The organism is Nonomuraea sp. NPDC050733, from assembly GCF_040654215.1.
Lineage (GTDB): Bacteria > Actinomycetota > Actinomycetes > Streptosporangiales > Streptosporangiaceae > Nonomuraea.
The window spans coordinates 59723-80355 of sequence record NZ_JBFAHO010000035.1; the positions used below are offsets into that span (position 1 = coordinate 59723).

Here is a 20633-nt window from a genome sequence, read left to right on the forward strand (position 1 = left end):
CCGCCCGGCTCACGCGCGCGACCTTCGGGTCCGGCTCACCGCCGGGCGAGCTCCCACGGGTCGTGGGCCGAGAACACGTCCACCCCGTGCTCGTGGGCCAGCGTCCGCAGCCGGGCCCGGTTGGCGATCCGGAGCTCGGCGTCCACCTGCGCCAGTTGCTGGACGAAGTCCATCAGCGGGTGCCCGACGGGCTCCGGCTCGAGCTCGCGGTGGTAGAAGTAGGCGTCGCCGGCGTGCAGCAGCCAGCGGTCGCCGTCCCTGACCGCCACGCCCGCGTGCCCCCGCGAGTGCCCGCCGAGCGGTACGAGCAGCAGGTCGTCCAGCCCTTCCAGAGGGCGCGCGCCCTCCATGCCGAACCAGGTCTCGCCGCCCTCGCCGTAGGTGACCCAGCGCGGGCCATGGGCCCAGTGGCCGGGCCGGTAGCGCCGGCTCGGCCCCTCCTCCGCGGCGGCCTCCAGCTCGGCCGCCATGACGTGGACGGCGGCGCCGGGGAAGTCGGGCAGCCCGCCTGTGTGGTCCACGTCCAGGTGGGTGAGCACGATGTGCCGCACGTCGGCGGGGTCGAACCCGAGCGCGGGAAGCCGCCGGGCGGCGGTCTCGGCGGGGGCGAGCGCGGGCATCACCTGCTCCACCCACTCCCGGTCGAGCAGTTCGCCGGGACGCGCGATGTCGTCGAGGCCGAGACCCGCCTCGACGAGCACGAGGCCCGAGGACGGCGTCTCGACGAGCAAGGCGTGGCAGACCGCCGGAGCGGAGGGCAGGCCGGTGGTGGACTCGATCTCACGCATCGAGCCGAGGTTGAGGTGGTGAATCTTCATGCGCCTACAATGCGACTTGAAGCGCGGTTCAAGTCAAGTGCACGAGGAGGGCGCCATGGCCGAGGTGACGGACGAGGCACTGCTCGACATCGGCGAGGTGGCCCGGCGCTCCGGCCTGGCCCCCTCGGCGCTGCGGTTCTACGAGCGCAAGGGCCTCATCGAGCCGGCCGCGCGCAACGGCCTGCGCCGCGCCTACCAGCCGGAGACGCTCCACCGGCTGGCGTTGATCACCTGTGCCCGTGACGCGGGGTTCACGCTGGCGGAGATCGCCGCGTTCCTGGGGGCCCGGCCGTCCGACACGACGCTGCGCGAGCGCATGGCGGCCAAGGAGCGGGAGGTGGACGCGCGGGTGCGGCAGCTCACCCGGCTGCGCGACAGTCTGCGCCACGCCGCCGTCTGCGACCACGACCCGCTCGTGGAATGTCCCGACTTCAAGCGCGCCATCCGGAGCGTCGGAGACTCCTAGGGCGCGCCCGAAGCGGGATCAGCCCGAGTTGACGTACTGGCGGGGCCGCAGCGCGTGGGCGCGCAGCGCGGCCAGGGCCGCGAAGTGGCCCACCCGCGACATGCGTACGGCCAGCTCGTCGCCGAACGCGAGCCCGAGCGCCGTGAGCCGCTCCACCAGGTCGTCGACCGGCTTGGCGACGTCGCCCGGCTCCGTGGCCGGATGCCAGCCCTCGTCGCCCACCACCTCGGCCACCCGGCGGCGCAGCTCGGCCGGCGAGATGAGCGACCCGTCGGCCAGCAGCATGAGCGCCGCCTCCCGGGCCGACAGCTCGAACTCCTGCTCACCCTTCGGCAGCAGCAGCCGCGTGACCGCCTCCCACATGGTGTCGGGGGAGAGCAGCAGCCGCCTGCCCACGGCGGTGATGGACAGCCTGGCGCCGTCGCGGCGCAGCGCGCTCAGCTCCCGCTCGGCCAGGTCGCGCAGCCGCAGCGCCTCCGGCGACGGCGCTAGCCGCATCGGCAGGCTCTCCTCCGAGGCCGCCAGCGACAGCAGCCGGTGGAGCTGGGGGACCGGCTGGGCGGGCACCGGCGCGTGCAGCCGCACCTCGAACGGCTGCGCCAGCTCCCGGCGGGCCGGACCGCGGCCCAGCACCCACCGGTTGAGCCGCTCGCCGTGGACGCGGTTGAGCCAGCTGTCGCCGCCCAGGTCGGCCCGGGGCTCGGTCAGCCAGCGCCGGGTCAGCGCGACCCGGTCGACCTCCTCACCGGCCAGGATGGACAGCTCCAGCGCCGCGGAGCAGGCCACGTGCGCGCCCAGCTCCTCCGGGCCCATGATCGTGCTCCACTGGAGGTCCGGCACGTCGGGCGGCAGCACCCCCGTGGCCTCCAGAGCCTCCTGGTAGGCGGCGGTGCCCGCGTCCTCGCCCTCGCGCGCGTACGTGCGCAGGATGTCCAGGGTGGTCGGGGAGACGCACAGCGCGGCGTAACGCCGCAGGCCGCCGAGGTGGAGCAGGCGGCCGAGCGAGCGGGCCAGCCGCTCGTGGTCGCCGCCGACCTTCAGCGGGAGCGTGTACCAGAGGAACTCGCAGACATCGAGCTGCGTCACCGTCTCCAGCGGCTCGCCGCCGGTCAGCCACTCGACGGCCGTTCTGGCCTCCTCGGCCAGATCAGGCGCGGAGCGCTCCAACTCGGCGAGGAGCGCGGTGACGTCTGGTGCACTCATGCCTCGAAGTTTGCCGTATCGACCCCTGGCCTGACGATGCCCGAAGCCGGTGCGTATTGGGTCTTGCACGGATCTACCCTACGGAACAACTGATAAGCGGACCGCCACTGTCAGATCCACCGTTTGTCGAAGAGCATGCGGGCCTTCCATTCGGTGTAGGGGATGAGCTCGCCGGACAGGATCGGGTGCAGCCACCAGAAGTTGATGAGAGCCAGCAGCGCGAACGCCCCGACCACCGCCGCGCCGATCGTGCGCCGCATCGGCAGCGCGCCGGTCGCGGTGCGCGTGGCCGGCCCGATCAGCCACCCCGCGCACAACGTGATGGCCAGCACCATGAACGGCACCATGGGGATCGCGTAGAACAGGAACATCGTCCGGTTGTCGGTGATGGCGAAGTAGAACCAGGGCAGCCAGCCCACCGCGTACGACAGCAGCACCGCCCCGGCCCGCCAGTCACGCGTGGCGACGTACCAGGCGATGAGGGCGACCAGCGCGAGCAGCGCGCCGAACCAGATCACCGGCGTGCCCACGCCCAGCACGGCCTCGGAGCAGTCGCGTGTGCCGCAGACGTTCTGCCTGCCCTCGTAGTAGAAGGCGACCGGGCGCAGCAGCAGCGGCCACTGCCACGGCTCCGACATGTACGGGTGGGACGTCTCCAGCCCGCTGTGGAAGGTGAAGACCTGCCACTGGTACTTCACCCACGACCGCATCGAGTCGAACACGAAGTAGAACGGCCCGGAGGAGGTGGCCTGGTCCCAGTTGCGGCCGTAACCGCCCGCCGTGACGAACCAGCCCGTCCAGGTCGCCATGTACGTGACGAACGGCACCACCCCGAAGGCCGCCACCGCGGGCGGCACGTCCTTGGTGAAGGCCCCCGCGTACGGCCGGCGCAGCCCGACCGCCCGGCGCGCCCCGAAGTCCCACAGCACCGCCATGACGGCGAACGCGGCCAGGAAGAAGATCCCCGACCACTTCACCGCGCAGGCGGCCGCCAGGCAGGCGCCCGCGGCGATCCGCCACGGCCGCAGCCCCAGCGACGGGCCCTCCGGCGACAGGGGGCCGTTCTCGTACCACTCGACCAGCCGCCGCCGCGCCCAGTCGCGGTCGGCGACCAGGCAGGCGAACCCGGCCAGCACCCAGAACATCAGGAAGATGTCGAGCAGCGCCGTGCGCGACAGCACGAAGTGCAGGCCGTCCAGCGCGAGCAGCAGACCGGCGAAGCAGCCCAGCACGGTCGAGCGGGTCATCCGGCGCGCCACCCGGGCCAGCACCAGGATCGACAGCGTGCCGACGACCGCGGCGGCGAAGCGCCAGCCGAACGGCGTCATCCCGAACATCCACTCGCCGGCGCCGATCATCCACTTGCCGAGCGGCGGGTGGACCACGTAGGAGGCGCACTTGTCGAGCTGGTCGGGCGCGCACTTCTGCCAGATGTCGAGATTGCCGGCCAGGATCGCCTTGTCGGCGTCCTTGATCGTGACCCGCTCCACCAGCCACGAGATCAGCGAGTAGGCGTCCTTGGCGTAGTAGGTCTCGTCGAAGACCACGGCCTTCGGATGGGCCAGGCCGATGAAGCGCAGCGCCCCGCCGAAGGCGGCGACGAGCAGCGGCCCGAGCCAGCCCCACAGCGGGTTCGAGGGCATGGGCGGGACCATCCGCTCGCGCACGGAACGCGCCGGGGGACTGCTCTCGTCGGCCTTCGGCTCGCCAAAGGCGTGGTACGCGAAATCGGTCACCGCCATTCGGACATCGTACGGGCCTCAAGCCGGTGTTTACCCGTGAACACGGTGCGATCGGGAGGTCCTGCCACGTCCTGCCACGTCCTGCCACAATGGCCGGGTGAGAGAAGACGGCAGGCTGGTACTGGCGGGAGCCCCGATAGGCCAGGCGGGCGACGTCTCGCCGCGGCTGCGCGACGTGCTGCGGAGCGCCGACGTGGTGGCCGCCGAGGACACCCGGCGGCTGCGCAGGCTGGCCGCCGACCTCGGGGTGGAGATCGGCGGCCGGATCGTCTCCTACTACGACGCCAACGAGGCCGGCCGCGCCCAGGAGCTCATCGAGACGCTCAAGGAGGGCCGCACGGTCGTCGTCATCACCGACGCGGGCATGCCGGGCGTGTCGGACCCCGGCTACCGGCTGACCCGCCTGGCGGTCGAGGAGGGCGTCACGGTCACCGCGCTGCCCGGCCCGAGCGCCGTCACGACCGCCCTGGCCGTCTCCGGCCTGCCCAGCGACCGCTTCTGCTTCGAGGGCTTCCCGCCGCGCAAGCAGGGCGAGCGCGCCCGCCGCCTGGCGTCGCTGGCCGGCGAGGAGCGCACGATGGTGTTCTTCGAGGCGCCCCACCGGTTGCGCGAGTCGCTGGAGGCGATGGCCGGGGCGTTCGGCCCCGACCGGAGCGCGGCCGTCTGCCGGGAGCTGACCAAGACCTACGAGGAGGTGCGCCGCGGCGGCCTGGCCGAGCTGGCCGCGTGGGCGGCCGGCGGGGTCAAGGGCGAGATCACCGTCGTGGTCGCGGGCCACGTGCCCGACGAGGGGCCGCCCGACGTGGAGGCGTTGGTCGCGGAGGTGGATCGCCGCGTGGCCGCCGGCGAGCAGCGCAAGACCGCCGTCGCCGACGTCGCCAAGGCCGCCGGGATGCCCAAGCGGGACCTCTACGACGCGGTACACAAACGATCTACCACCCCTTAGGGTGCAGTCCGTGAAGGACTGGGGGGTTTCACCGCGCAGGCTCGTGCCGCCGATGCAGGGAACTCCGCTGTGGGGGTGGCTCGGTCCCGTCCTCGTCGCCGTCTTCGGCGGGATCCTCCGCTTCGTCCGCCTGGGCGAGCCCCGCGCGATCGTCTTCGACGAGACCTACTACATCAAGGACGCCTACTCCCTGCTCACCTTCGGCGTCGAGCGCTACACCCTGGGCGACGCCAAGAACCCCGTCGCCGACCGGCGCATCATGACCGGCGACCTGGACATCTGGAAGCACTGCCCGGACCCCGCCGACTGCGCCGCGTTCGTCGCCCACCCGCCGCTCGGCAAGTGGATGATCGCCGCCGGCGAGTGGATGTTCGGGATGACGCCGTTCGGCTGGCGCTTCGCCGCCGCGGTCGTCGGCACGCTGTCCATCCTGGTGCTGGCCCGGGTGGCGCGGCGGATGACCCGCTCCACCCTGCTCGGCTGCCTGGCCGGTCTGCTGCTCGCCCTCGACGGCCTGCACCTCGTGCTCTCCCGCACGGCGCTGCTCGACATCTTCCTGATGTTCTGGGTGCTGGCCGGGTTCGCCTGCCTGGTCGCCGACCGCGACTGGGCCCGCGGCCGGCTCGCCGCCCGGTACGAGACCTCGCCGCTGACCTCGTACGGCCCCCGGCTCGGGTTACGGCCGTGGCGGGTCGCCGCGGGGGTCTGCCTGGGCGCCGCCTGCGCGGTGAAGTGGTCCGGGATCTTCTTCCTTGTCGCGTTCGCCGTGCTGAGCTTCGCGTGGGACATGGGCGCCAGGCGCGCCACCGGGCTCCGCGAGCCGTACAAGGGGGCCTTCTCGCTGGACCTGCCGGCCGCGGGCGCGGCGCTGGTGCTCGCGCCCGCGCTGACCTTCCTCGCCTCGTGGGGGAGCTGGTTCGCCCACGACGGCGGGTACGGGCGCGGCTGGGAGCGGGCGACCTCCTCCGGGCCGCTGTTCTTCGTCGTCGACTCGGTGCGGTCGTGGCTGAACTACCAGGTGCAGGTCCTCGGCTTCCACACCGGGCTCGACACCTACCACCAGAACATGTCGGAGCCGTGGACGTGGCCGGTGCTGTTCAGGCCCGTCACCTTCCACTACGTGGGCGGCAGGGCCGGCTGCGGCGCCTCCGTGTGCTCCGAGACCGTGATCGGCGCCGGGACGCCCGCGCTCTGGTTCGCCGCCTGGCTGGCCCTGCTCGGGCTCGTCGTCAGGTACTCCGCCATCCGCGACTGGCGGGCCGGGGCGGTGCTGCTCGCGGTGGCCGCCGGCTGGCTGCCCTGGTTCTACTACGCGATCGCCGACAACCGCACGATGTACCTGTTCTACATGATCCCCGTCGTGCCGTTCATGGTGCTGGGACTCACGCTGGTCGCCGGGCTGGTGCTCGGCCGGGAGGACGCCAGGCCCGCGCGGCGGGCCGTCGGCGGCGCCGCCGTGGGCGCGCTCGCGCTCGTCGTGCTGATCGACTTCTGGTGGTTGTCGCCCGTGCTGACCGCGGAGCTGATCACGCAGGCACAGTGGTGGGCTCGGATGCTGACGCGCTCGTGGGTCGAGGTCGCCCCCAAGTGATGCCGCGGCGCAGCGTGATGGCCGCAGCCACGCACGCCAGCGGCACCGCGGGCAGCACGTAGCGGTAGTCGAACTCCGCCGTCGCCGCGGGCGCCAGCAGCAGCCCGAACGCCCCCAGCCACGGCAGCGCCACCGGCCCCCCGAACCTGCGCCAGCGCACCGCCACGCCGTACAGGCCGACCAGCATGATGCCGCCCAGCAGGATGCCGCGCAGGTAGAACACCTTCTGGTAGCCGCTCATGATGTCGGCCCACGGCGAGACGATGCGCGTCTCCGGCGGGCCCTGCTCGTAGGAGTACGCGTCGGTGTCGGTGCGGCCCTGGTAGGACGGCCAGTTGGGCAGCCGCTTCGGCCGGCCGTTGGCGTCGAGTTCGTAGTCGGCGAGAATGGGCCGGAACTCATACATGAGGTACGTCTGCTCGTCCGGGAAGCGCGGCCGGCCCCAGTGGAAGGCGCGGAAGAAGTCGCGCGCCACCACCTGCAGGTAGTCGCCCGGCTGCGACAGGATCGCCCGCGTGGCGAACGCGCTGGCCGCCTCGTTGGTGATCTCGGTGAACTTCTTGCCGGCCCCCCACCGGTGCAGCACCTCGCCGGTGCCCGTGCCGCCGCCGCCCTGGCCCCACAGGTACCACTGGGCGTAAGGCTTGCGCTGGTCGACCGGGTCGTTGATGCACAGCAGGAGGAGCTCGACCTCCTTGTACTTGTCGATGTTCATCTTCGAGCAGTCGGCGAAGATCGCCGTGCGCATGTAGAGGATGAGCCCGTCGCTGTTGGTCATGGCGAACTTGCCCACGCTGGCGGAGAACCAGCCCATGTAGCTGAGGATCGGCACGGCGCACGCCACGACGACCGCCACGACGGCCTTCCAGCTCGTGCGCTTGACCACGAGATACGCCACCACGAGCGCGAGGATGGGCAGCCCGATCGAGCGGGTCAGCCAGGTCAGCGCGAGCAGCAGGCCCACCGCCGCGCCGACCTTCCACGACATCCGCCGGTGCCACAGCACCAGCGTGATCACGCTGACGACCAGCAGCATGAACATCGAGTCTGACATGATCATCTGTTCGAGCTGGATCTGGTAGGCGTCGAACAGCACCGGCGCCGCCGCCAGCGTCGCCCCCCACTTCGGCAGCGCGAACCTGCGCCGCAGCAGCGCGTAGATCAGCACGGCCGTGGCCAGCCCCATCAGGTGCTGGGTGAGCACGACCAGGCTGAAGCTGTGGAACGGCTTGAGCAGCAGCATCCAGAACCCGTAGCCGCTGGGCCTGATCGGGTGCGGCCGGGGATGGAGCGCCACCGAGACGTACTCGTAGGAGTCGTTGAACCACATGGCGGGCCCGTAACCGAGCATGGTGACGAGCCGCAGCACTCCGCCCAGGGCGAAGGCCACGGCGAACACCCGATGACGGCGCAGAAGAGCCAGCGCGCGCGCCGTCCTACCTGGGGCGGAGTGGTCCACAGGGATAATCTCCGCGACGCTCACCATGCTGTAAAGAATGCCAGCCGTTTCTAGGACTTGCCCCGACCAAGTCTGGGCAGAGGGCATGATGGTGTGTCGGAAGTGTCCTAACTGAAGGGTTGAGACGTGGAACTGACGGTGGTCATGCCCTGCCTCAACGAGGCCGAGACCGTGGAAGTCTGTGTGCGCAAGGCTCTGGCGTGCATGGAGGAGCACGGCATCGAGGGCGAGGTGCTGATCGCCGACAACGGCAGCACGGACGGCTCCCAGCAGCTCGCCAGAGACGCCGGCGCCCGCGTGGTCCACGTCGACGAGAAGGGTTACGGCAACGCCCTCATGGGCGGCATCCGGGCCGCCCGCGGCAAGTACGTCATCATGGGCGACGCCGACGACTCCTACGACTTCACCGCGCTGCTGCCGTTCGTGGAGCAGCTCCGCGACGGAGCCGACCTGGTGATGGGCAACCGGTTCAAGGGCGGCATCTCGCCCGGCGCCATGCCCCCGCTCCACCGCTACCTGGGCAACCCGGTGCTGTCGTTCGTCGGCCGGCTGTTCTTCCCCTCGGCCATCGGCGACTTCCACTGCGGCCTGCGCGGCTTCCGGCGCGACTCGATCCTGCGCCTGCAGCTCCAGACCGGCGGCATGGAGTTCGCCTCCGAGATGGTGGTCCGCTCCACGCTGTCCGGCCTGGACGTGCGCGAGGTGCCCACCACGCTGTCGCCCGACGGCCGCTCCCGCCCGCCGCACCTGCGCTCCTGGCGCGACGGCTGGCGTCACCTGCGGTTCCTGCTGCTCTACAGCCCCAAGTGGCTGTTCTTCTACCCCGGCCTCGTCATGATGCTGATCGGCCTGGTCGCCGGCACCGCGCTGACCTTCGGCCCGGTGGAGATCGGCGAGCTGGCCTTCGACGTCGACACCCTGGTCGGCGCGTCCGCGGCGGTGGTGATCGGGTTCCAGGCGGTGCTGTTCGCCGTGTTCACCAAGGTCTACGCGGCCGAGGAGGGATTCCTGCCGGAGTCGCCCCGCATCCGCAAGCTCATCGACATCGTCACCCTGGAGAAGGGCCTGGTCGTCGGCGGCGCGCTCGCCCTGGCCGGCCTCGTCGGCCTGGTGATGTCGCTGGTGCACTGGCAGGTCCGCAGCTTCGGCGAGCTCGACCCGCGCGAGTCGCTGCGCATCGTCGTGCCGTCGGCGACGGCGCTCATCATGAGCTTCCAGACCATCTTCGCCGCGCTGTTCGTCAGCATCCTCGGCATCCGCCGCACCCGCGAGACCCCCGTCGACGTAGCCGCCAAGGCCGCCGAGGAGGCCGCCGAGGCGGTGTCCCGCGAGCAGGCCGGGAAGGCCGCCGAGAAGACCGTCGAGCAGGCCGCGGACAAGCCGGCCGAGCCGGCGCCGCGCGAGGACACCACCACCCGCTGACCGAGGGGCGGGAATCGGTTCGAGCCGCCCGCCCCCGACCCGTAGTCTTGGAACCATGTCCCAGCACATCTTGACCGCCGTCGCGTGGCCGTACGCTAACGGCCCTCGCCACATCGGGCACGTCTCCGGATTCGGCGTGCCGTCCGACGTCTTCAGCCGCTACCAGCGGATGGCGGGCAACAAGGTGCTGATGGTCTCCGGCACCGACGAGCACGGCACGCCCATCCAGGTCCAGGCCGACAAGGAGGGCGTGAGCGCCAAGGAGCTCGCCGACCGCTACAACCGCGTCATCGCCGAGGACCTCACCGGGCTGGGCCTGTCCTACGACCTGTTCACGCGCACCTCCACCCGCAACCACTACGCGATCGCGCAGGAGATCTTCAAGGGCCTGTACGACAACGGCTACATCTTCCCCAAGACCACGATGGGGGCGATCTCGCCGACCACCGGGCGCACCCTGCCCGACCGCTACATCGAGGGCACCTGCCCCATCTGCGGCTACGACGGCGCGCGCGGCGACCAGTGCGACAACTGCGGCAACCAGCTCGACCCGATCCAGCTCATCAACCCCAAGAGCCGCATCAACGGCGAGACCCCGGTCTTCACCGAGACCGAGCACTTCATGCTCGACCTGCCCGCCTTCGCCGAGGTGCTCGGCTCCTACCTGCAGGCCAAGCAGGGCGAGTGGCGGCCCAACGTGCTGAAGTTCGCCCTCAACCTGCTCGGCGACCTCCAGCCGCGGGCGATCAGCCGCGACCTCGACTGGGGCGTGCCCATCCCGCTCGACGGCTGGCGCGACCAGCCCAACAAGCGGCTGTACGTGTGGTTCGACGCGGTCGTCGGCTACCTGTCCGCCTCGATCGAGTGGGCCAGGCGCTCCGGCGACCCCGAGGCGTGGCGGCAGTGGTGGCAGAACCCCGACGCCCGCGGCTACTACTTCATGGGCAAGGACAACATCGTCTTCCACGCCGAGATCTGGCCGGCGATGCTGTTCGGCTACAACGGCCAGGGCGCCCGTGACGGCAAGCCCGGGTCGCTGGGCACGCTCGACGTGCCGTCCGAAGTGGTGTCCAGCGAGTTCCTGACCATGGAGGGGCGCAAGTTCTCCTCCTCGCGCCAGGTGGTCATCTACGTGCGCGACTTCCTGGCGCGCTACGACGCCGACGCCCTGCGCTACTACATCGCCGTGGCGGGCCCGGAGAGCCAGGACACCGACTTCACCTGGCAGGAGTTCGTCAACCGCAACAACGGCGAACTGGTCGCCGCCTGGGGCAACCTCGTCAACCGGTCGATCTCGATGGCCGCCAAGAACTTCGGCCAGGTGCCCGAGGCCGGCGACCTCACCGACGCCGACCGGCGGCTGCTCCAGCGCTCGCGCGAGGCGTTCGGCCCCGTGGGCGCCGAGCTGAACCGCTCCCGGTTCAAGAACGCCATCACCGAGGCCTTCGACGTGGTCCGCGACGCCAACCGCTACCTCGCCGAGCAGGAGCCGTGGAAGCTCAAGGACGACCCGGACCGGCAGAAGTCGATCCTGCACGTCGCCCTCCAGGTCGTCGACGACGCCAAGACCATGCTGACGCCGTTCCTGCCCGGCTCGTCCAACAAGGTCCACGCCATGCTCGGCGGCGAGGGCGTGTGGTCCGGCATGCCGGAGATCCGTGAGGTCGACGAGGACGGCGGCGCCCCGTACCCGGTGATCACCGGCGACTACGACGGCGCGGCCCGCTGGGAGCACCGGCCGATCACGCCGGGCGTCCCGCTGGCGCCGCCGGTGCCGCTGTTCAAGAAGCTCGACCCGAAGGTGGTCGACGAGGAGCTGGCCCGGCTGGGCGAGTGACCGTGAGCACGCTGCCCGCCGCACCGGAGCCGCTGCCAGCTCCGGTGTTCGACAGTCACTGTCACCTCGACATCATGGTGGGCGACCGGCAGGCGTCCTCGGGCGACCCGGTCGCCCAGGCGGCGCAGGCCGCGTCGGCCACCGTGAGCGGCATCCTCGACGACGCCCGCGCCGTCGGGGTGACCCGGCTCGTCACGATCGGCTACGACCTGCCGTCCTCCCGGTGGAACGCCGAGGTGGCGGCCGCCCACGCCGACGTCCACGCCGGGGTGGCGATCCACCCCAACGAGGCGCACGCCGCCAGCCCCGAGGCGCTGGCCGAGATCGAGGCGCTGGCCGGGCGGCCCGAGGTGCGCGCGGTCGGTGAGACCGGGCTCGACTACTTCCGTGACTGGGCGAGCCGCGACGACCAGCACGCCTCCTTCCGGGCGCACATCGAGATCGCCAAGCGCACCGGCAAGGCGCTGGTCATCCACGACCGCGAGGCGCACGGCGACGTGCTGAAGGTGCTGGCCGAGGAGGGGGCGCCGCCGGTCGTGGTGTTCCACAGCTTCTCGGGCGACGCCGAGATGGCCGCCGAGTGCGCGGCGGCGGGTTACCACATGTCGTTCTCCGGGCCCGTCACGTACAAGAACGCCGGCTACCTGCGTGAGGCGGCCCGGGTGGCGCCGGTCGAGCTGATGCTCGTCGAGACCGACGCCCCCTACCTGCCGCCGGTGCCCCACCGCGGCAAGCCCAACGCGCCCTACCTGATCCCGCTGACGCTGCGCTGCCTGGCGGAGGTCAAGGGCGTGGACCCGGGCTCGCTGTGCGAGGCCATCGACGCCAACGGGGCCGCCGTGTTCGGCGCGTGGTGACGCGCGGAACGGTCTTCATGATGGGCGCTCGCGACCTGACTGACCTGGTCTGACGGGGCGGCTGGCGCCGCTCACAAGGCGAGGCGCTGAGATCCGCTCTCAGCGCCTCACAGGGCACCGCTCACGCCGATTGCCGTGCGCTTCTCCATCCGGCGGAGGCTGCGAACCCCGCGCTCAGCCTGTGCCGGATCGACGTGATGATGCCCAGGGGGAGCCGTTCGTCACCCGCAGATATCCGTGCGCTCGTAAACGGCGGGAGGGGTGGACTCGTACCTCCGGGTCTGACCCTCCGAGAGCAGCTTGCAGGTGCTGTCGGGCCCGAACTTCCAGATGGCCTTGACCTTGTACCCCCAGGCGCAGGTGTTCTTCACCTTGACCCAGGGGTTTCCGGTTATCGTCCTGCCGCCGTCCACCTTCGTGAAGCAGCTGGACGTGCGTGTGGTCTGCGCACTTGCGCTGCCTGCTCCCGAAACCAGCAGGAGTGCGGCACCCGAGGCCACGGCCCACGCCTTGAAGCCTGCTCTCGTCATACGGAACCTCCCGATTTGAAGATCGTTTTTGAAGATCTGGAAAGAGTACGGGAAGGCGCGGTCCACCGCACGTAGATCACCAAAGACGCCATGTGCGGGTGAGTGGCAGCAGCAAGGCCGCGCTTGCTGCCGCGGCCGCAACCGCAAGTGGATCATTCAGGCCGTCAGCTGCCGCCTCAGGGTCGGTCTCCCCACGGATTTCCGGCGTTCGCCACTAGCCTCCGAGCGACATCCCGAAGTCGGCGCCTTTCGCGGGCTGCACCTCCTGCGGGTCCTCGGCGTTGCGGCCGGCCACCGAGACCTTTCCGTACGGGGCGGCGTCCGGCCGGCCGACGTACAGCTTGTTGCCGCTGAAGGCGACGGCGTAGCCTGCGAGGTCGTCCGTGGCGGGCAGCGCGCGCTCGTCGGCGGGGTCCCCGAACGACACCACGCGGACGCCGCCGCCGTACGGGGCGCCGATGGCCAGCCGGCCGTCGGCGGAGGCGGCCAGGGCGAAGCCGAACGCCTGCTTGCCGTCCTGCCGTACGGTCCTGACGGGGGTGAACTTGGGGGTGAGGAGCTGCACGTAGCCGGCTCCGGGCGCGCCCACCGCGAGGCCCACGCCCTCGGCGTACGCCACCGCGTAGCCGTACCTGTCGCCGCCGGCGTCGGAGGGTGAGTCGATCTTCACGCCCGACAGGCCGGGCGCGAGCGGGTCGGCGATGGCCACGACAGAGCCCGAGTCGATCTTGCCGGAGCCGACCTGCCGGCCCGCGCCGTCGTCGTTCTCGTACGGCACGCCGACGATCAGCTGGTCGCCCGCCCCGAAGGCCAGCGACCAGCCGAACTGGTCGCCCACCTCGCCGTTGCCCGGGATCTCCGGCGACTCCTGGCTGATCCGGCGCGGCCGGCCCTCGCCCTTGGCCACGTACACGGCGCCCGTGTCGGCCAGCCGCGCCTCGTCCTCGTACGGGGCGCCGATCGCCACCAGGTCGCCCTTGCCGGCCACGGACCAGCCGAAGTGGGCGTCACGCTGCGGCTCGGACGCGGTGAGCTGCCTGGGCGGCGCCACGCCACCGCCGTACACGACGTAGGCGGCGCCGGCGTCCTCGCTGCCGCGCACGTCCGTGAACGGCGCGCCGACGACCAGGTCCGCGCAGGCGTCGGCGTTGACCTTCGCCAGCCGCACCGACCAGCCGAACCCGTCACCGCGCGCCAGGCCCGGCACCGGGACGGGCACGACCTTCTGCCCCGAGATGACGTGAACCGCGCCCTTGTCGTCGTCGGCGAACGGGTCACCCACGGCCACGTCGTCCACGCCGTCACCATCGAAGTCACCCGGACTCGTACAGGCGACCGTCCTCGTCCGGGCGGTGCCTGCCACGGACGGCGTGGTCGCGTGGGGGGCCGTCGCGGACAGCGCGACCGCCAGGACGACCGCCGCTCGCAGGATCATCACAGCCTGACCTCCACCTGGCGGCCGCCCTTCAGCAGGGTCGCCGTGAGCCGGACGGGCGTGCGGTAGAGGGGCAGGTCGAAGACGTAGGCCCGGTCCAGCCGGCCACCCGGCGCGATCACGTCAGGAAGCTGGACCGGCACCGGGTCGTGCCGGCCGCCCTTGTCGTCCAGCAGCGACACGGCGGGGCTGCCGATCTCCCGCAGCGCACCGCCCGGGTTGATCATCGACCAGCGCACCACGCAGAGCTGTCCCTGGGTCTGCCGCGTGCCCTCGTACTCCTTGAGCCCGCACGTCGGCGCCGTGGCGACCACCAGCATCGGATCGTCGAACGCCGTGCCCAGCGCGAACCTGCGCCCGAGGTCGCCCGGCTCCCGCTGCGCCGTGGGGGAGGCGGTCCGTGTGCGGGTGGGGGACGCGACGTTGCGGCTGGAGGTGACGATGAGGACGGCGGCGGTGACGGCGATGGCCAGGACGGCGGCGGCCGCGGCGATGAGCCACCGGGTGCCACGCGGACGCCGCCCGTGCTGGTCCTGCGGCGGGATCGTGTCGGACGCCTCCGCCGGCCGGGAAGCCCGCCCGGGTACCACCCCGGCCGGAACCCTCTCGACCTCCTGGGCCTCCTGAGCTTCCCGGTCCTTGCCTGGGACCTTCCCCTTGTCCTTGGCTGGAGCCTTCGCCCTGGCCTCGGCCTTGGCCTGAGCCCTGGGTTGATCCTCGGCCTCCGCGTGGGCCCGCGCCTGGCTCTCGACCTGAGCCTGCGCCTCGGCGTCCCAGCGGGCCAGCTCCTCCCTGGCGGCCAGCTCCTCGCGCCGCGCCAGCTCCTCCTCCGACAGCCCGCCCGCCTCTTCCTTCCGGGTGGGGACGTCCGGCGCCGGAACCTGCGGCGTCGAATCCCGCGACGCCGGAGGCCGCGACCTCGTACCCTGCGGCGTCGAGGGCGTGGGCGGCTCGGTGGGGGCTTCCACCGCCGTTCGGCTCGTCAGGGTGTCGGCGGGCGGGGGAGTGGCGAACGTCGCGGTGATGTCGGGCTCGTCCACCACGTTCTGCGGTGCCTGCCACTCGTTCATCAGCTCGGTGGCCACGAGCGTGGGCGGGTCGGCCACCGGGGCGGCCTTGGCCGTCGCACCGGGAGCGGGCAGCGCGCCGCCGACCAGGGCGATCACCAGATCCTGCGCCGAGGGCCGCTGGGCGGGGTCCATCGAGGTCGCCTGCCGTACGAGATCGTCGAGCGGCGCGGGCAGCGTGCCGAGCTCCGGCGTCGTGTGCAGCACCCGGGAGGCCAGCGTGATGACGTCACCACGTCCGAACGGGTGACGGCCGTTGCCCGCGTAGGCGACCAGACAGCCCCAGGCGAAGATGTCCACGGCCGGGGTGATGGCCTCCCCGCGCACCTGCTCGGGAGCCCACCAGCCGGGGCTGCCGAGCAGTTCGCCGGAGAGGGTGAACCCGGTCTCCCGGTCCAGCGCCCGCGCGATGCCGAAGTCGATCACGCGCGGGCCGGACAGCGACAGGATGACGTTCGCCGGCTTGAGGTCGCGGTGGGCCAGCCCCGCCACGTGGATGGCGGCCAGCGCCGCCGCGACGCCGAGCGCGACGCCGTGCAGCGGACCGGGGTCGAGCGCGCCGTACTGGGAGATCTGCGCCGACAGGGGGGTGCCCGCGATGTACTCGGTCACCATGTACGGCCGGCCGTCGCCGGTGTTGCCGTTGTCGAGGACCTGGGCGGTGCAGAACGACGCCACCTTGCGCGCGTTCTCCACCTCGGCGTGGAAGCGGACCGCGAACCCCTCCTGGTTGGCGAACTCCGCCTTCACCACCTTGACCGCCACGAACCGCCCCGTAGGAGCGCGGGCCAGGAACACCGTGCCCATGCCGCCCTCCCCGAGGCGGCCGAGTAACCGGTATGGACCGATTTCCCGCAGATCCGTCGGGCGGAGCGGCGCGGCGCCCGTTGGCTCCATGAGGGATGTCCCTTCCTGTTCCACGCCATCCTCCCCTGTGGTCCCCCCGTACGCCATCGCACGTTCTTCGATGCGGGAGACTGGTTGGATGATGAGGCTGTTGGGCCCAACAGAAATACGTATTTTGGCGGATAAGCTCGATCTTCGTCCTACGAAAAGGCTAGGACAGAACTTCGTCATCGACGCGGGGACCGTCCGGCGCATCGTACGGGCAGCGGACCTGTCGCCGGAAGACGTGGTGATCGAAGTGGGACCGGGCCTCGGGTCGCTCACGCTGGCGCTGCTGCCCTCGGCCCGGCACGTGGTGGCCGTCGAGATCGACCCCGTGCTGGCCGCCCAGCTCCCCGTCACCGTGGGGGAGCGCGGCCTCGGCGACAAGCTGACCGTGATCCCGGCCGACGCCATGCGCGTCGCCCCTGCCGACCTCGGTGGCCACACCCCTACGGCGCTGGTGGCCAACCTGCCGTACAACGTGGCGGTGCCGGTGGTGCTGCACCTGCTGGAGGCGCTGCCGTCGCTGGCCAAGGGCCTGGTCATGGTCCAGTCGGAGGTGGCCGACCGGCTCGCGGCGGGGCCGGGTTCCAAGGTGTACGGGGTGCCGTCGGTGAAGGCCGCCTGGTACGCCGACGTGCGGAGGGCCGGGCCGGTGGGCCGCACGGTCTTCTGGCCGGTACCGAACGTGGACTCGGGCCTCGTCTCGCTGGTCCGACGTGACCCACCGCCCACCAGCGCGACGCGGCGGGAGGTCTTCGCGGTGATCGACGCCGCGTTCGCCCAGCGCCGAAAGACGCTACGGGCGGCGCTGTCGTCATGGGCGGGCAGCCCGGCGGCGTCGGAGACGGCACTCAGGGAGGCCGGCGTGGACCCGTCGGCACGCGGCGAACAACTGGACATCCACGCCTTCGCCCGCATAGCCGAACACAAGCCCCAGCCGTAAGGCACCGTCCCCGTCCGACCGCCCTTTTCCACAGCCACATTCCCCGACCGGTCTCTCCTCCACAGAACCTCGCTCGGGCACCCGCCCCCACATGCGCCCGGACCATCCTGGGGCCTCCATCCCGCAACGGCACTGGAGGCCCCATGCACCCCCACCCCGTGTCCCTGCTCTGCCGCGCCTCGCTCACGATCGGCGGCGGCCTGTTCGCCGGCCTCACGGCCCTGCCCGGCCCGGCATCCGCCACGGCCGCCGGCCCTTGCTTCGGCACCGTCACCCTCTCCAGGACGTACGTCCGCCTCCTGAACGACGGCCACCTCGCCCACCTCACCGGCGGCCTGTCCCGGAGACCCGGTCGCCTCGGGGGCGAAGATCAGCCGATCCTCTTCGCCGCCCGTCCCGGCAGCCCCGCAAGGGGCCAGGTGCGCGTCATCGTCGCCCTGCCTCCCCAGGCATGCGCACAGCGCCCGTCCCTGACGGCCGCACTCACCCGCGCAGGCATCACCATCACCCACCCCCTGTCCACACTCGTCAGGCCCACATGGTGGCCTCTCTGGCGCTACACCACCCCGTTCTCAAGCCACCCCTCACTCACCACACCGTGGAAGCCCTACGGAAAGAGCGGGCAGGAGTCCTTCCCTGAGCCGTCAACACTCACAGACCCCTTCGACAGGCCCCACTGGAGCCCCCTCCAGAGCCCACGAACCGCCACCCCACCACCCACGCAGCCCAAGACCCATCCCCCCATGCCTCCCATCCCCCCGAATCCCGCCACAACCGACCCGGCCCTGACGCTGCCTCCGGATCCGCCCGCCACCTTCCCAACCCTCCCGCCCCCACTCGATGAGCCGGGCACCACACCGACCCCTCAACCCCGTACTTCCACAGCTCCCGACCGCAGGGGAGACGACAAGACGCCCGAGGACCAACCCGACATCACGATCATCGACAACGAACGCGACAGCACAGAGCCCACCGACAAGCGCGACAACCCGACACCCGCGAACAAGCGAGACAGCACAACGCCCCACAACGAGCGAGACAGCACAACGCCCGACAACGAGCGAGACAGCACAACGCCCGACAACGGGCGGGACGGCGCCACCCCCACGAACAAGCGAGACGGCAATTCGCCCGCCGACAGCAAGGAGGCCCGAGGGGATCTCGCGGTGGCGGCCGCCCTCGACCAGCTCGGCACCCCGTTCTCCTGGGGCGGAGGCTCCTCCTCAGGCCCCACCAGAGGTGTCGGGAGAGGTGCGGGCACCAGGGGCTTCGACTGCAGTGGCCTGACCCTCTACGCCTGGTCCAAGGCAGGGGTGAAGCTGGGACACTACACCGGCTCCCAGTTCCGCCAGGGCCGCCGTGTCTCCCTGGCCGGCCTGCGCAGGGGCGATCTGGTCTTCTTCGGCGGCGGCGCCGGCGACCCCACCCACGTGGGCCTCTACCTGGGCGAAGGCATCATGATCCACGCCCCCAGGACGGGAGACGTGGTACGCAGGACCAGCTTCCTCCGGTCCACCCACTACCGCCCCCTCTACCGAGGCGCCGTCCGCCCCGGCTGACCACCTCGATGCCTCAGTCGCGAGATCGGGTGGTGTCCATCCTTGGAGTCTCCTGACCGGGTGGCCCGAGCCACCTGCCGGCGGCCTCCGGCCCCGCACCCCGGTCGTGGGACACCTCCCTAGGGGGCCGGGTCCAAGCCAAGGACCCGGAGTCGCCTTCGGTTCTCGGACTGCTCCTTCGGCCGATCGATGCGCGCGATCGACCGTTCCGGCGATAATCGGCGCGTGCCTTTGCTCGTCGAACCTTCGTTGCCCCCGGGCCGGATGGCGACGCTCTCGCAGCCCATGCTCGACGCCGACGGCATCCTGCTGCGGCCGTGGCAGCGGTCGGACCGGCCCGCCGTTCTCGCCGGCTACGCAGATCCGGCCATCCAGCGCTGGCACTGCCGGTCCATGACCGCCGACGAGGCCGACAACTGGATCGGTTCGTGGCCCGAGCGGTGGCGTCAGGAGACCGGTGCTGGATGGGCCGTGGTGGACGCGTCGGAGGTGGTCGGCCAGGTCAGCCTGCGCCGGCTGGACTTCCGGGATGGTTGGGCGGAGGTGTCGTACTGGGTGCTGCCCGCCGCGCGTGGCCGTCGCATCGCCACGCGGGCACTGTCGGCCGTGACGGCGTGGTCGTTCGTCGCGATCGGGCTCCACCGCGTGGAGCTGAACCACTCGACGGTCAACATGGCTTCGTGCCGGGTGGCGCAAGCCGCCGGTTTCGCCATGGAGGGAACGAAACGCCGCGAGGCGCTCCACGCCGACGGCTGGCATGACATGCACCTGCACGCCCGCCTCGACACCGACGACTGACATGGGGTGCCGCGTCCGAAGCCGTTGGGACGCGCGTTGTCCGGAGATCTTCTGCTGGTTTTGGCCGGTCTGACGTCGCGTTCGGCCTGGTTGTCGGTGGCGGGAACGCTGAATGTCTCCATCAGGTCGAAGGCGGGGGACCGCTCCCTTTAGGGAGCAGGGGATGCCGAGCGGGAAGGCGTTCTCGCGCCTGGGCGTGTCTTGAGGCGCAGGCTCGTGCGGGTTCGGGCGAACACTGGGTGTTCGGAGAACACGATGGTCATACTGATCGTGTGTCTGGTCAGGTGCGTACTTCCCCGGGCGCGGTCTACGACTTGGGCTACCACGTGGTGTGGTGCCCCAAGTGTCGGCGGCCTGTCCTGGGCGGCCGGGTCAGGACCCGGCTGGAGGAACTACTGCGCGCCAAGGCCGCTGAGCACGACTGGGAGATCATCGCCTTGGAGGTGATGCCCGATCTGGTCGTCAAGCCACACCCGAAGAACTCCCCGTCATACGTGGCCAACCAGTTCAAGGGCTGTACCTCCCACCACCTGCGGGCCGAGTTCCCGCACCTGCGCTCCCGGCTGCCGACCTTGTGGTCGCGCTCGTACTTTGTGGCGAGTGTGGGCGCAGTCGGCGCGGCCACGGTCCAGCGCTACATCCAGACCCAGTACGAGCGCGCCCCCAAGGCCAAGAGCGGGGGCGAGGATGCGTAGGTCGTTCAAGTTCCTGCTGCGGCCGACCCGGCACCAGGAGATCACGCTGACGGCGATGCTGGACGATCATCGGGCGTTGTACAACGCGGCGCTGGAGGAACGACGGGAAGCGTGGCGGCGCTGCAAGGTCTCGATCCGGTACGGCGATCAGTCCGGCCAGTTGAAGGAGATCCGTGACGCTGACCCCGAGGGGCAGGGCCGCTGGTCGTTCACCAGCCAGCAGCAGACCCTGCGGCGGCTGAACACGGCGTTCGAGGCGTTCTTCCGCCGGGTCAGGGCCGGCCAGACGCCTGGCTATCCCCGGTTCAAGGGCAGGGGCTGGTTCGACACCGTCACCCTGGTCGAGGGCGACGGCGCGAGATGGGACTCCCAGC

At 71.2% G+C, this 20633-nt stretch carries 18 protein-coding genes; 11 read left to right on the forward strand and 7 right to left on the reverse strand.

From position 1 onward, the window contains the following. Window positions 1-35: 35 nt before the first annotated feature. A complete protein-coding gene (locus AB0H64_RS35365; protein WP_357633465.1) occupies window positions 36-818 on the reverse strand; it encodes an MBL fold metallo-hydrolase in 783 nt (260 codons plus the stop codon). A 55-nt stretch (window positions 819-873) separates the two neighbouring features. On the opposite strand from AB0H64_RS35365, the gene AB0H64_RS35370 reads away from it, so the two are divergent. Next, entirely contained in the window at window positions 874-1284 is a 411-nt protein-coding gene (locus tag AB0H64_RS35370) for a MerR family transcriptional regulator (protein WP_357633469.1), read from the forward strand. 18 nt (window positions 1285-1302) lie between these two features. On the opposite strand, the gene AB0H64_RS35375 is transcribed toward AB0H64_RS35370, so the two are convergent. Then, window positions 1303-2487: a hypothetical protein gene (locus tag AB0H64_RS35375; RefSeq protein WP_357633472.1), complete on the reverse strand. Its 1185-nt coding sequence runs from the start codon at window positions 2485-2487 to the stop codon at window positions 1303-1305. Window positions 2488-2597: 110 nt separating this feature from the next. Beyond that, window positions 2598-4229 carry a phospholipid carrier-dependent glycosyltransferase gene (locus tag AB0H64_RS35380; protein WP_357633475.1) on the reverse strand — a complete coding sequence of 544 codons (1632 nt, stop codon included), beginning with the start codon at window positions 4227-4229 and terminating at the stop codon, window positions 2598-2600. 97 nt (window positions 4230-4326) lie between these two features. Here AB0H64_RS35380 and rsmI point away from each other — a divergent pair, with 97 nt between their 5' ends. Together rsmI and AB0H64_RS35390 are read left to right on the forward strand one after the other, a co-directional pair. After that, entirely contained in the window at window positions 4327-5175 is an 849-nt protein-coding gene (gene rsmI, locus AB0H64_RS35385) for a 16S rRNA (cytidine(1402)-2'-O)-methyltransferase (RefSeq protein ID WP_357633478.1), read from the forward strand. Window positions 5176-5185: 10 nt separating this feature from the next. Beyond that, window positions 5186-6766, forward strand: coding sequence for a phospholipid carrier-dependent glycosyltransferase (locus tag AB0H64_RS35390; RefSeq protein ID WP_357633481.1), 1581 nt, complete (start codon window positions 5186-5188; stop codon window positions 6764-6766). Here AB0H64_RS35390 and AB0H64_RS35395 read toward each other — a convergent pair. Next, a complete protein-coding gene (locus tag AB0H64_RS35395) occupies window positions 6702-8156 on the reverse strand; it encodes a hypothetical protein (protein ID WP_357633484.1) in 1455 nt (484 codons plus the stop codon). The two genes, AB0H64_RS35390 and AB0H64_RS35395, sit on opposite strands and share 65 nt — an antisense overlap. A 195-nt stretch (window positions 8157-8351) precedes the next feature. Here AB0H64_RS35395 and AB0H64_RS35400 point away from each other — a divergent pair, with 195 nt between their 5' ends. From AB0H64_RS35400 to AB0H64_RS35410, 3 genes are read left to right on the forward strand one after another with little or no spacing between them, the layout of a single operon-like run. Beyond that, on the forward strand, window positions 8352-9647 hold the full coding sequence (locus tag AB0H64_RS35400; protein WP_357633487.1) for a glycosyltransferase family 2 protein: 1296 nt from the start codon (window positions 8352-8354) through the stop codon (window positions 9645-9647). 55 nt (window positions 9648-9702) lie between these two features. After that, on the forward strand, window positions 9703-11484 hold the full coding sequence (gene metG / locus AB0H64_RS35405; protein ID WP_357633490.1) for a methionine--tRNA ligase: 1782 nt from the start codon (window positions 9703-9705) through the stop codon (window positions 11482-11484). 2 nt (window positions 11485-11486) lie between these two features. Continuing rightward, entirely contained in the window at window positions 11487-12341 is an 855-nt protein-coding gene (locus AB0H64_RS35410; protein WP_357633493.1) for a TatD family hydrolase, read from the forward strand. 221 nt (window positions 12342-12562) lie between these two features. Here AB0H64_RS35410 and AB0H64_RS35415 read toward each other — a convergent pair whose 3' ends face one another. From AB0H64_RS35415 to AB0H64_RS35425, 3 genes are all read right to left on the reverse strand, one after another. Then, a complete protein-coding gene (locus AB0H64_RS35415) occupies window positions 12563-12937 on the reverse strand; it encodes a hypothetical protein (RefSeq protein WP_357633496.1) in 375 nt (124 codons plus the stop codon). Between the two features lie 148 nt (window positions 12938-13085). Continuing rightward, a complete protein-coding gene (locus tag AB0H64_RS35420; RefSeq protein ID WP_357633521.1) occupies window positions 13086-14306 on the reverse strand; it encodes an FG-GAP repeat protein in 1221 nt (406 codons plus the stop codon). Further along, window positions 14306-16270, reverse strand: a complete 1965-nt coding sequence (locus tag AB0H64_RS35425) for a protein kinase (RefSeq protein ID WP_357633498.1) — start codon at window positions 16268-16270, stop codon at window positions 14306-14308. Before AB0H64_RS35425 ends, AB0H64_RS35420 begins: the two co-directional genes overlap by 1 nt. 70 nt (window positions 16271-16340) lie before the next feature. Here AB0H64_RS35425 and rsmA point away from each other — a divergent pair, with 70 nt between their 5' ends. From rsmA to AB0H64_RS35450, 5 genes are all read left to right on the forward strand, one after another. Further along, a complete protein-coding gene (rsmA, locus tag AB0H64_RS35430) occupies window positions 16341-17207 on the forward strand; it encodes a 16S rRNA (adenine(1518)-N(6)/adenine(1519)-N(6))-dimethyltransferase RsmA (RefSeq protein WP_310709638.1) in 867 nt (288 codons plus the stop codon). Window positions 17208-17350: 143 nt separating this feature from the next. Next, window positions 17351-18766: an NlpC/P60 family protein gene (locus AB0H64_RS35435; protein WP_357633501.1), complete on the forward strand. Its 1416-nt coding sequence runs from the start codon at window positions 17351-17353 to the stop codon at window positions 18764-18766. 225 nt (window positions 18767-18991) lie between these two features. Next, on the forward strand, window positions 18992-19564 hold the full coding sequence (locus AB0H64_RS35440) for a GNAT family N-acetyltransferase (protein ID WP_357633503.1): 573 nt from the start codon (window positions 18992-18994) through the stop codon (window positions 19562-19564). A gap of 272 nt (window positions 19565-19836) precedes the next feature. After that, window positions 19837-20259, forward strand: coding sequence for an IS200/IS605 family transposase (tnpA, locus tag AB0H64_RS35445; RefSeq protein WP_357633506.1), 423 nt, complete (start codon window positions 19837-19839; stop codon window positions 20257-20259). After that, the coding region (locus tag AB0H64_RS35450) for a helix-turn-helix domain-containing protein (RefSeq protein ID WP_357633509.1) at window positions 20252-20633 on the forward strand (382 nt) is incomplete at its 3' end. The genes tnpA and AB0H64_RS35450, both read left to right, overlap by 8 nt.